This is a genomic window from Pseudomonas sp. Irchel s3h14 (assembly GCF_900187425.1).
Taxonomy (GTDB): Bacteria; Pseudomonadota; Gammaproteobacteria; order Pseudomonadales; family Pseudomonadaceae; genus Aquipseudomonas.
Genome location: NZ_FYDJ01000015.1, coordinates 58,321 through 70,496, shown reverse-complemented (window position 1 = coordinate 70,496; position 12,176 = coordinate 58,321). Strand labels below are relative to the sequence as shown.

At 61.0% G+C, this 12,176-nt stretch carries 7 protein-coding genes and 1 pseudogene; 5 read left to right on the top strand and 3 right to left on the bottom strand.

The window, feature by feature from the left end; genetic code table 11:
* Positions 1 to 91: 91 nt before the first annotated feature.
* Positions 92 to 1,711 carry a PvdJ/PvdD/PvdP-like protein gene (locus tag CKW16_RS23605; RefSeq protein WP_095131079.1) on the bottom strand — a complete coding sequence of 540 codons (1,620 nt, stop codon included), beginning with the start codon at positions 1,709 to 1,711 and terminating at the stop codon, positions 92 to 94.
* A 252-nt stretch (positions 1,712 to 1,963) separates the two neighbouring features.
* On the opposite strand from CKW16_RS23605, the gene pvdM reads away from it, so the two are divergent.
* The 5 genes from pvdM (at position 1,964) to CKW16_RS23580 (ending at position 10,243) form a co-directional block, all read left to right on the top strand.
* A complete protein-coding gene (gene pvdM / locus CKW16_RS23600; RefSeq protein ID WP_095131077.1) occupies positions 1,964 to 3,313 on the top strand; it encodes a pyoverdine-tailoring dipeptidase-like protein PvdM in 1,350 nt (449 codons plus the stop codon).
* Positions 3,314 to 3,343: 30 nt separating this feature from the next.
* Positions 3,344 to 4,624 carry an aminotransferase class V-fold PLP-dependent enzyme gene (locus tag CKW16_RS23595; protein WP_095131075.1) on the top strand — a complete coding sequence of 427 codons (1,281 nt, stop codon included), beginning with the start codon at positions 3,344 to 3,346 and terminating at the stop codon, positions 4,622 to 4,624.
* A 150-nt stretch (positions 4,625 to 4,774) separates the two neighbouring features.
* Complete coding sequence (locus CKW16_RS23590; RefSeq protein ID WP_095131073.1) at positions 4,775 to 5,653, top strand: formylglycine-generating enzyme family protein; 879 nt, start codon at positions 4,775 to 4,777, stop codon at positions 5,651 to 5,653.
* Between the two features lie 242 nt (positions 5,654 to 5,895).
* On the top strand, positions 5,896 to 7,545 hold the full coding sequence (locus CKW16_RS23585) for a cyclic peptide export ABC transporter (protein WP_095131071.1): 1,650 nt from the start codon (positions 5,896 to 5,898) through the stop codon (positions 7,543 to 7,545).
* A 220-nt stretch (positions 7,546 to 7,765) separates the two neighbouring features.
* Entirely contained in the window at positions 7,766 to 10,243 is a 2,478-nt protein-coding gene (locus CKW16_RS23580) for a TonB-dependent siderophore receptor (protein ID WP_095131069.1), read from the top strand.
* A 186-nt stretch (positions 10,244 to 10,429) separates the two neighbouring features.
* Here CKW16_RS23580 and CKW16_RS23575 read toward each other — a convergent pair.
* Together CKW16_RS23575 and CKW16_RS23570 are read right to left on the bottom strand one after the other, a co-directional pair.
* Positions 10,430 to 10,660, bottom strand: a pseudogene (locus CKW16_RS23575) (DUF6124 family protein); the annotation flags it as partial.
* A gap of 460 nt (positions 10,661 to 11,120) precedes the next feature.
* Positions 11,121 to 12,077 (bottom strand): alpha/beta hydrolase, encoded by a 957-nt coding sequence (locus tag CKW16_RS23570; protein ID WP_095131067.1) that lies wholly within the window; start codon positions 12,075 to 12,077, stop codon positions 11,121 to 11,123.
* Between the last annotated feature and the right edge of the window lie 99 nt (positions 12,078 to 12,176).

Sequence of the window (12,176 nt, the reverse complement as noted above, 5' to 3'; positions counted from 1 at the left end):
CGTGGGAATGCAGCCCGGGACGCTCTGCGTCCCATCGAGAGCCGAACGCGGAGCGTCCGTTGAGGCATTCCCACGCAGAGCGTGGGAACGATCATGTAACGACTGGTTTAGCCTTCAAATGCCGCGCATACCAAGGACGTTGCGGCACCTTGCGGAACAGATCCGCCAGTTTCTTCTCGTCGTCACCAAAGGTAATCCGCAACGCCAGCTTCATGGTTTCCGGGTCCATCTCCACCGACTTGCCGGCCTGTAACCCCGGCGTAGTACTGCAACCATGGGTACTCGGACCGAGCCACGGGTCGTCGATCTCGACCCAACGCCCAGGCGCAAACCACGCCACGCCATTGACCTCAAGCCGACTGACCTCCCCCGGATGAAAGCGCTCGTGCGCACGGAACCAGTCTTCCAGACGATCATCGATCCAGCCATGGAAATGCCAGAACACCGGGTTCACATGGGACGAAAACGGGTCGCCGAGGAAGTCGTTTTCCGGCGCATACCAGCGCGCGGAAAAGTCCGCCGGATCCCGGGCAAACGGCACCGGCTGACCGTTGGACGGATCACGCGGCACCGAGGCCCAACGCATGTGCAGCCAGTCGTGCAGCCCCAACTCCACCTCTGAACCGAACTGACCCAGGGTCAATTTCGACAGATAACGCGGATCGCGGTACTGCGATTCCCAGACCTGGAAATTGCTGTGGTAGGTCTCGGCGGTCTTGATGTCGCTGACCCATTGCGAGTACTCGGCATCGTCGTCGGCCAGCCAGGTCGGCGGCAGCGCGGTGCCGTCGTGGTTGTCGAAATAACGGGCGAAGCCAACGCGATCACGCGCCAGTTCCGGCTGCGGCAGCGGGAAGTGCGACCAGGACGGCAAATCTTGCAGGGAGCGCGCCGTGCCGAGCATGTGCCGGTGCATGAAGAAGAAATCCACACCCGAGCCGTTACGATCCTTGCGCGCGCCACGGGCATCACGCTCCTTGTCTCGCGGGCCAGGCTGCCAGCCAATGCCGCGCAGGGCGCCGCGCTTGTCTTCGGACAACGTGTGCCATTTGTCCCGGGAGGCATGCCAGAGCTGGTGAAACAGCCGATGCTCCGGGGACACCAGCCAGGCCAGCAGTGGCGGATTGAGACCGGTGCGCTCGCGGGCTTCGGGGAACACGCGTTTGACGGCAATGAAGCGATTGTCCTGGGCCGTCAACATCAACGGACGATCCAGATTCAACACCCGACCACTGAGGGTGCCGCTGCCAGCATTGCCGAAACCGGCCCAGACTTCGTCCAGCGCCATGCTGAATTCGTAATCCGCTGCGCCGCTGGCGCTGAGCAGCCGCCAGCTCAATTGCGCCGGTTTGGCGCCGGCCAGATCGCCGAGCACCCGGTAACGGGGCGCTTCGCTCGAACGCAAACGCTCGGCGGTGTCGAGGCACCCGCTCAAGCCCCGGCCTTTGTGACCGATGTCGAGAAACACCTCCAGCCCGTCCCGTGGCAGGCCTTCAATGCCGGCATCACGACCTTCGAAACGGATCTGCCAGACACCGCGCAAGGTGTTCGCCAAGTGCTGGCCAGCGACATCCGCGACATCGAATGACGCTTCGCCGGGGGTAATCGTCGGATCCGGTTTCGTCCATTCACGATGCCCATAAAAAGCCGCAGGCACGGCGGCGCCGGTCAGCGCCAGGCCTGTCATGAACCATCGTCGAGAAATCGTCATTGCCCTACCTGTGTCAGCCATGAAGCAGGCTTTATCCAAGCTAGAACGTTTGTTGCCTCCAAAAATTTAAAAGCATCGCGAGCAAGCTTTGCTCCTACAGGTCTTGGGCGGCAACCACAAACCTGTAGGAGCAAAGCTTGCTCGCGATGAGGCCGGCACAAACACCTAAATTATTGGACGGGCCACTCGTTCTTCCCAGATAGCAAAGGCCCCTGCGCCTGCTCCCCAACGGCGAACCTGACTGAGACGGCAATGACAAAACCACGTTCGAAAAAGGCTCTTTACATCGGCCTGCCGCTGGCCCTGGCAATCAGCGCCGGTGCAGGCTTTGCGGCCTGGGGTTACTGGTTCAAGGACAATCCCGGTTACCCGGTCAAGGTGATGAAACAGGCCGATGAGCTGCACGAGCGAATCCTTTCCTTCGACAGCCACGTCACCGTCCCGCTGGACTTCGGCACCGCCGGCAATGAAGCGGACAAGGACGGCACCGGGCAGTTCGACCTGGTCAAGACCGGGCGCGGACGCCTGTCCGGTGCAGCCCTGACGATTTTCGGCTGGCCGGAAATCTGGAACGGCGCCAACGCCCCGCACCGCCCAACCGCCGGTTTCGTCGACGAAGCACGGTTCGAGCAGGAAACCCGCTACAAAATCATCAGCACAATGGTTCGCGACTTCCCCAATCAGGTTGCCATCGCCTACACCCCCGACGACTTCCGACGCCTGCATGGCGAAGGCAAGTTCGCGATCTTCATGAGCATGCTCAACGCCTATCCGCTGGGCAACGACCTGAACGCCCTGGACAAGTGGGCGGCGCGCGGCATGCGCATGTTCGGCTTCAGCTATGTGGGCAACAACGCCTGGGCTGATTCGTCCCGGCCGCTGCCGTTTTTCAATGATTCCCGCGACGCCCTCGGCGGCCTCTCGGAGATCGGCAAGCAGGCCGTGCACCGCCTCAACGACCTCGGCGTGATCATCGACGTTTCGCAGATGTCGACCAAGGCCCTGGAGCAAGTTGCCCAACTGAGCCGTGCACCGATGGTCGCGTCCCACTCGGCACCACGGGGGCTGGTGGACATCCCGCGCAACCTCAGCGACCAGGAAATGCAGCTGATCAAGAACAGCGGCGGCGTGGTGCAGATTGTCGGTTTCCCGACCTACATCCGCCCGCTCAGCCAGGCCACCCAGGACAAACTCAACGCCCTGCGCGCACGCTTCGACCTGCAACCGCTGCAAAGCCTGGAGATGGCGCTGATGCCGGGCGATCCGGTGATCACCGTCTGGTCCGAGCAACGCTTCGGCGAGTACGCCAGCCAGCTCTATGCGATTGTCGATGAAGAACCCAAGGCCACGCTCAAGGACTACGGCGACGCGATCGACTACGCGGTGAAGAAAATCGGCATCGACCATGTCGGCATCAGTTCCGACTTCAACGACGGCGGCGGTCTGGACGGCTGGAAAGACGTCAGCGAGGCACGCAACGTAACGGCCGAGCTGATCAGTCGCGGCTATGGCGAAGCCGATATCGCCAAGCTCTGGGGCGGCAACTTCCTGCGGGTCTGGGACCAGGTGCAGAAGTCTTCCAAGCCTGTGGCGAAAAACTGATTCTCTCTTTTGCAGAAGCGAACCGAGCTCATGACCAACCGTCGTTCATTCCTCAAGCAGGCCGGTATTCTCGCGGCCGGCCTGCCCTTGGGCGCTGCCGTGAACCTGCCGGCGCTGGCCGCCAATCCGGCGCCGCTGCCGAAGAATAAATGGGCGCAACTACGCCAGATGTTCAATCAGGACCCGGATTACCTGCACTTCGCCAACTTTCTGGTGACCTCACACCCCAAACCGGTGCGTGACGCCATCGACATGCACCGCGCCAACCTCGACCGCAACCCCGGCCGGGCCATGGACTGGGACCTGGGGGAAACCGAAAAGCGCGAGCAGGAAGTGCGCGTCTGGGCCGGTCGCTACCTCAAGGCCAAGCCCGAGCAGATCGCCCTCACCGGCAGCACCACCGAAGGCCTTTCGCTGATCTACGGCGGCATTCATGTGCGCCCCGACCAGGAAATCCTCACCAGCGAACACGAACACTACGCCACCCACTATGCCTTGGCTTACCGCCAGCAAAAGGATGGGGTCAAGGTTCGCAAACTCAAGCTATTCGAGAACAGCCACAGCATTTCCGTGGATGAAGTGCTGGGCTCGATTGCCAAAGGCATTCGCCCGGAAACCCGAGTGCTCGGCATGACCTGGGTGCAATCGGGCAGCGGCGTGAAACTGCCGATCGGAGAGATCGGCAAACTGGTGGACGAACAGAATCGCAACCGCGAGGAAAAGGACCGCATCTTGTATGTGGTCGACGGCGTCCATGGCTTCGGCGTCGAGGACCTCGACTTCCCCGACATGCACTGCGATTTCTTCATCGCCGGCACGCACAAATGGATGTTCGGCCCGCGCGGTACCGGGATCATCTGCGCCCGTTCGACCGAGCTCAAGGACGTGACGCCGACCATTCCGACGTTCTCCGAAGCCACCACCTTCTCGACCCTCATGACCCCCGGCGGCTATCACAGCTTTGAGCATCGCTGGGCCCTGAATGAAGCTTTCAAGCTGCACCTGGACCTGGGTAAGGCCGAGGTGCAGGCGCGCATCCATGCGCTCAATACCTATGCGAAAAACCGCTTGCTGGAGCACCCGCAGATCGAGCTTGTAACGCCTAAAAGCCCGGACCTGTCGGCCGGTTTTACCTTCTTCCGGATCAAGGATCGCGACTGCGAAAAAGTCGCCGTCCAGCTGATGGAAAACCGCGTGGTCTGCGACTCGGTGGACCGCGACGTCGGCCCGGTGATCCGCATCGCCCCCGGCTTGCTCAACACCGAAAACGATATCGACCGTTTCATGGCCCTGCTGAGCAAGACCTCCTGACGCCATGACGCAGAACCCTGTGGGAGCGAGCCTGCTCGCGATAGCGGTGGATCAGTCACCATCAATGTTGAATTTGATGGCCCGATCGCGAGCAGGCTCACTCCCACATTGGGCCTGGCGTGACACCTGTTTTTTATATCGAGATGACTCATGAACCGAGATCAATTGACCTTGCCGCTCAAGGCCCTCGCCTTGTCCGCCCTCATGGCCGGTCTGCTGCCGACTGCCGCCCAGGCTGCCGCGCCCGCGCAACCGGGCAAGGTGTTCAAAGACTGCCGAGACTGCCCGGAAATGGTCGTGCTGCCGGCCGGCACCTTCACCATGGGCACACCGGACGATGAAGTCGGTCGCGAACCCGATGAAGGTCCGATGCATGAGGTGACTTTTGCCAAACCGTTCGCCATGAGCCGCTTCCAGGTCACCGCCGGTGAATGGGACAGCTACGTGCGCGAGAGTGGCGTGACCATCGCCAACGGCGATACCCGACCGGGTCGCGAGTGCGTCGCCAGCAAGCCGCGCTATCCGCAAAGTCCGCGCCAGCCGGCGGTGTGCATGAACTTCGACGACGTGAAAAACTACGTCGCCTGGCTGTCGAAAAAAACCGGGCAGACGTACCGCATGGTCAGCGAGGCCCAACGCGAATATGCCGCACGTGGCGGCAGCAAAGGGCCGTTCCCCTTCCCGTTCGATGAGGGCAAGGAATACAGCATCGCCAAGCACGCCAACACCTATGGCCCGGCGGACGGTTACAGCTTCAGCTCGCCAGTGGGCAGCTACCCGCCAAACGCCTTTGGCATGTACGACATGCACGGCAACGTTTACGAATGGGTAGAAGACTGCGAACACCCGGATTACGTCGGTGCGCCCACCGATGGCAGCGCCTGGGTCGAACCCAAATGCGAAGCCGTGCGGATTCGCGGCAACGACTGGGGTGAAGCACCGGTGTTCTCCCGCTCCGGCAACCGCAACAGCCAGTACCCGCAAGAGCGCGGCGACTGGATGGGTTTCCGCATCGTGCGTGATCTCTAAGCCATAACCCCACACAACCTTGTAGGAGCTGAGCTTGCTCGCGATGACTGCCGTTCAGTCGATAGTGATGTCGACTGATAGTCCGCTATCGCGAGCAAGCTCAGCTCCTACAAGGTTGTGTGTGTGTGTGTGTGTGGAGTCAGTGACCATTGCCCCGCCGCCAGTCGGCCCCCCGCTAAATTAAGCCTTCCACCAGACGTTCTACTGGGTATCTGCCTTCACGACCCAAGGAACTGTCTTCCATGACCCAGCCTACCCGTGGCGCCATCGGCGAATTGTTCGCCCTGTTGAAACCCTTTCGGCTCATCGTCGCCGCATCCATTTTCCTGGGCATGGTCGGCGGCCTGAGCGTCACGGTATTGCTGGCGACCATCAACAACGCCCTGCATTCGGACACCGGCCTGACCCAAGGCGTGGTCGCCCTGTTCGCCGGCCTGTGCCTGCTGGCGCTGGCCAGTTCGATCTGCTCGGACATCGGCACCAACTATGTCGGCCAGCACATCATCGCCAAGCTGCGCAAACAGTTGGGTGAAAAGGTCCTGTCGGCACCGATCGAACAGATCGAGCGCTATCGCAGCCACCGCCTGATCCCGGTGCTGACCCACGACGTCGACACCATCAGCGACTTCGCCTTCGCCTTCGCGCCGCTGGCGATTTCCGTCACCGTGACCCTCGGCTGCATGGGCTACCTGGCCATTCTGTCGTGGCCGATGTTCCTGATCATGGTCGCCGCCATCCTGATCGGCACGGCAATTCAGGCCTACGCCCAGAGCAAAGGTGTTCAGGGTTTCATGGCCGCCCGTGAGGCCGAAGATGAACTGCAAAAGCACTACAACGCGATTGCCGAAGGCGCCAAGGAACTGCGCATTCATCGCCCACGCCGCCAGCGCATGTTCGTCTCGGGCATCAAGGCCACGGCCGAGTTCATCTGCAACACCCAGGTGCGTTCGATCAACACTTTCGTGATCGCCAAGACCTTCGGCTCGATGCTGTTCTTCGTGGTCATCGGCCTGGCCCTCGCGCTGCAAACCTTTTGGCCGAGTGCCGATAAAACCGTGATGAGCGGCTTCGTGCTGGTGCTGCTTTATATGAAAGGCCCGCTGGAGCATTTGATCAGCACCTTGCCGATCGTCAGCCGCGCGCAGATCGCTTTCCGCCGCATCGCCGAACTGTCGGAGCAGTTTTCCACCCCGGAACCTCATCTGCTGCTCAGCGATAAAGGCAACGTCAAGCAAGCGGTTCACGAACTGAAACTGGCCGATGTTCGTTTCAGCTTCCCGGCGGCCGAAGGCGCTGCCCCTTTCCAGCTAGGGCCGGTGAACCTGACGATCAAGCAAGGCGACATCACCTTTATTGTCGGCGAGAACGGTTGCGGCAAGACCACCCTGATCAAGCTACTGCTGGGTCTGTACACACCTCAACAGGGCGAAATCCGCGTCAATGGCGAGGCGATCGACGCGCAGAATCGCGATGACTATCGCCAGTTGTTCACCACGATTTTTGCCGACTACTACCTGTTCGATGACGTGGTCCAGGGCGATACGCACATCCCCGAAGACGCCAACAAATACCTGCAACGGCTGGAGATCGCGCACAAGGTCAGCGTCAAGGACGGCAACTTCACCACCACCGATCTCTCCACCGGCCAGCGCAAGCGCCTGGCCCTGGTCAATGCCTGGCTGGAGGAACGTCCGGTGCTGGTGTTCGATGAATGGGCGGCCGACCAAGACCCAACCTTCCGCCGGATTTTCTACACCGAGCTGCTGCCGGACCTTAAACGCCTGGGCAAGACCATCATCGTGATCTCCCACGATGACCGTTACTTCGACGTGGCGGATCAACTGGTGCGCATGGAAAACGGACGGGTCGTCACCGAGCTGGCCCCCGCCTGAATAAACGCCTCTGTAGGAGCACGGCTTGCCGGCGATGGCAATTTTGAGGACGCCATCGCCGGCAAGCCGTGCTCCTACAAGTACGGGCGTTCCCACTTGTTCCACCCTTCGGATATTTATTTTCCCGGTTTCTTTCCGGTTTTACGTTCGTGCTGCGTCTAATAATCATTCCTATTAGCAAAAACTCTGCACAACACTTTTTCAGGAGCTCAGGTAAGTAATGCGACCTCAAACACGCCGCACACCTCTCGCGCTGGCCGTACAGCGCCCGACTTTGCATCGCACCCTGTTCACTAGCGTACTGCTGACCGCCGCCTTGCTGGGGAGCTCGATGGCCAATGCTGCACCTGTGAAAGTGAACATTGCAGTCCAGCCGCTTTCCAACGCGCTGACCCAGTTGGGCATGCAGACCAATCTGCAAATCCTCTACAGCCCGGATCAGGTTGCAGGGATCAAGTCCCGCGCAGTGTCTGGTTCCCTGGAACCGTCCGATGCCCTGAAGGCCCTACTGCAAGGCACCGGCATCTCGTTCCAGATCAACGGCAACAGCGTCACCCTGGTGTCCGGCGGCGGCTCGAGCCTGCAACTGGGCGCAACCACCATTTCCGGCCAGGCCCTGGGCCTGACCACTGAGGACACCGGTTCCTACACCACCGGCGCCACCACCACCGCGACCAAGCTGCCACTGACCCTGCGTGAAACGCCGCAATCGGTGACCGTGGTGACGCGTCAGCAAATGGATGATCGCGGCGCAACCAGCGTCGGCGACGTATTGCGCAACACCCCCGGCGTCACGGCGCAGAAGTACGACAGTGACCGTACCGAGTTTTCGGCCCGTGGCTTCGCCATCACCAACTACCAGTACGATGGCATCAACCTCCCGTACGACGGCGTTTACGGTGAGAACCCCAACAACAGCGACGACGCCGCCAGCCTCGATCGCGTCGAAGTGATCAAAGGCGCTACCGGCCTGATGACCGGCTCGGGCGACCCGTCCGCCACCGTCAACCTGGTGCGCAAGAAGCCGACCAAGGACTTCAAAGCGTCGGTCAGCGCCACCGCCGGTTACTGGGACAACTACCGCACCGAAGGCGACATCTCCGGTTCGCTGAACGATTCCGGCAGCGTGCGCGGCCGCTTCGTCGGCGCCCTCCAGGATAAAGATTCGTACATCGACCACTACAGCCAGAAGAAAGACCTGTTCTACGGCATCCTCGAAGCCGACCTGACCGACGACACCCTGCTGACCCTCGGCGTCGACAAGTCCAGTGCCACCCCGCGCGGCAGCTCCTGGACCGGTAACGCGCCGTACTTCACCGACGGCGGCCGTACCGACTTCTCTCGCAGTTTCAACCCCGGCGCCGACTGGAGCCGTCGTGATTTCGACAGCGTCACCTACTTCTCGTCGCTGGAACAGGCACTGGCCAATGACTGGAAGTTCAAGGCCAGCTTCGACCAGAAAACCACCGATCACGATACCCAACTGGCCTCGGCCAGCGGGGGTTCTGCGGACCGCGCCACAGGCGAAGGCAATTTCCTTTACTGGGGTCGCTGGGAAGGTCATCGCGTGCAGAACACGGCTGACGTGAACGTCTCCGGACCGTTCACCCTGGGCGGTCGCGAGCACGAACTGGTGGCCGGCTTCATGGCGTCCCACTCGCGCCAGACCGGTTCAACGTACGACACCAGCGCCTTCGAACTGGTGCCGGGCAGCATCTATGACTGGAACGGTAGCCTGGCGAAACAGGACTTCCCGAAAAACGGCAAGTACGAACGCACCCAGAGCCAGAACGGTCTTTACCTGGCCACGCGCTTGCGTCCGACCGACGACCTGTCGTTCATCCTCGGCAGCCGTCTGAGCACCTTCAAGTACAACGAGGACTACTCGTACTATCCGGGCGGCACCCTCACCGACACTCACGCCAGCTACAAGGAACATGGCGTTGTCACGCCTTACGCCGGTGTGGTCTATGACCTGAACGATACCTACTCGGTCTACGGCAGCTACACCAAGATCTACCAACCTCAGATCAACAAGGACATCAACGGTTCGACCCTGGCACCGGTCGAAGGCGACAGCTACGAAACCGGTCTGAAAGCGGCCTACTTCGAAGGAAAACTGAACGCCAGCCTGGCCTTCTTCCGCATTGAGCAGGACAACGTCGCTCAATCGGTCGGCACCGATTTGAATACCGGCGACGGCATTTTCAAAGCCACCGACGGCGCCACCACCAATGGTGTGGAACTGGAACTGGCCGGCGAACTGGCTCAGGACTGGAACGTGTCTGCCGGCTACACCTACGCCCGCACTCGTGACAAGGACGAACAACGCATCTTCGGTTTCCCGCTGGCCACCAGCAAACCGGAACACGTGATTCGTACGTTCACCACCTACCGTCTGCCCGGCGCGCTGGACCAGTTCACCGTCGGTGGCGGCATCAGCTGGCAGAGCGCTTTTTACGGCCAGAGCTACAGCCCCAACGTGGGCGGTGGCGAGGGCGGCAGCACCATGCTCAAGCAAGGTGGCTACACCCTCGTGGACCTGATGACCCGTTATCAGTACGACGAACACCTGAGCTTCACCGCCAATGCCTACAACATCTTCGACAAGAAGTACCAAACGGGCCTGGGCAACTTCGGCACCACGTTCTACGGCGAGCCACGCAACCTGCAGCTCACCGCGAAGTATGATTTCTGAGTGGCTGAGCTGAAATGAAAAATGCCCGTATCGCGAGATACGGGCATTTTTTATGGCTGATTGATCGTTCCCACGCTCCGCGTGGGAATGCAGCCCGGGACGCTCCGCGTCCCTTTCCAGAGCTGGAACGCAGAGCGTCCCTTGAGGCATTCCCACGCAGAGCGTGGGAACGATCAGTTAGCTCGGTTAAGCCGGTGGGTCGAGCTGATCCAGTGCCCGGTTCACCGCCAGCTCCCCCAGCATGATGACTTGCGCAATGCCCAGCAGGGAGTTGCGACTCGGCCCGTCCATATGATCCGCCAGATCCATGGTCATGACATTGGCCGAGGCCAGCGATTCGCACGCATGGGCCAGCAGGGTTTCGGTATCGAGCTCTGGATTGACGATGAACATGGTGCTGGGTGTGCGTGGCGTGGCTTTGAACATAGTGGTGCTCCTTGATTAGTGGAGCTGCGACCGTCCGCGGTCAAACGAATAAGGTGGCAGCTGTACGCGGGTTGACCGACCGGAAATCAAGGTATCCGGCACACCCGGAGGTGTCCCCCGCACAGCCACCGCAAAAAGCCTGAACTTCTCTTGGGCATGTGCACGCCTTGATTGACTCGGACGGTCAAATCCGGACACTGATTTCCAGCGACCGGGAAACGATAAGACCCAGGCTCAAGGCGCACAAGCCGGCGGATTCTGGCGTACCTGTAGGCAACGACGCAAGGCGTTGTAGCTTTCAGGAAGTAACCTTGCGGGGAATTAAACACGCGCTATTGATCGTTCCCACGCTCTGCGTGGGAATGCATCCCGTGACGCTCTGCGTCACATCCCGAAGCGGAACGCGGAGCGTCCCTGGCGGCATTCCCACGCGGAGCGTGGGAACGATCATTCACACCCGCGAACGCACCCACCCCGCCACTTCCGCATGAATCCCTTCCACTTCCCCCAACAACCCCGCCATGCGCAAAAAGTCATGGGTCATCCCAGGCTGTTCCAGCAACGTCACCTCATTCCCCGCCACTCGCAGCCGATCCGCATACGCCAGCCCTTCGTCATGCAACGGATCATGCCCGGCCAGGTACACCAGCGCCGGCGCCACGCCCGACAGATCCTCCGCCAGCAACGGCGAGCAGCGCCAATCCGCCAGGTCTTGCGGTGTGCGCCCGTAATGCGCATAGAACCAATCCAGCGTCGGCGTCTCAAGCAAATAACCCTCGGCGAAATCCCGATGCGACGCGCGCTTGGTCGTCGCATCCGTCACCGGGTACACCAACAATTGCGCCTTGGGTTTCAACGCCAGTTCCTCAGGTTCACACACCGCCATGATCGACAACACCGTGGCCAGCGTCGCGCCCACGCTGTCACCGGCCACGGCCACCCGCGTTGCGTCCAGGCCATGTGCCGCGCCTTCACGCACCAGCCAGTTCCCCGCATCGCAGGCATCTTGCACCGGCGTCGGGAACCGCCATTCCGGCGCCAGGCGATAATCCACCGTCAACAAGGCAAAACCGCCTTGGGAGGCCAGCCGCCGGCACAGCGCATCATGGGAATCGAGGCTGCCGACCACGTAGCCACCGCCATGAAAATACAACACCACCGGTTGCAGCCCATCGACCGATTGCCCGTCGCGATACACCCTTGCCGACAGGCTGTGGCCATCTCGCGCAGCGATGGTGAAGTCCGCGCAGGCAACGCTGTCCAGCGGCACATCGAGAAACCCCGACGACGCTTCGAAATCGATCCGCGCCTGTTGCGGCGACTGTTCATGCATCGCGCGACTTTTGCCGGTCATCCGGCCGAACTCGGCGAGTTCTAGAAATGCTTCAAGTTCTGGCAACACCGCCATGGGAAAATCCTTCACACAAATAGGTAAATAACCGGGCAATACACAATCTTGAAACCAGCGAGAACCCTGTGGGAGCGGCGGTGCGGCGATCCGACTTGC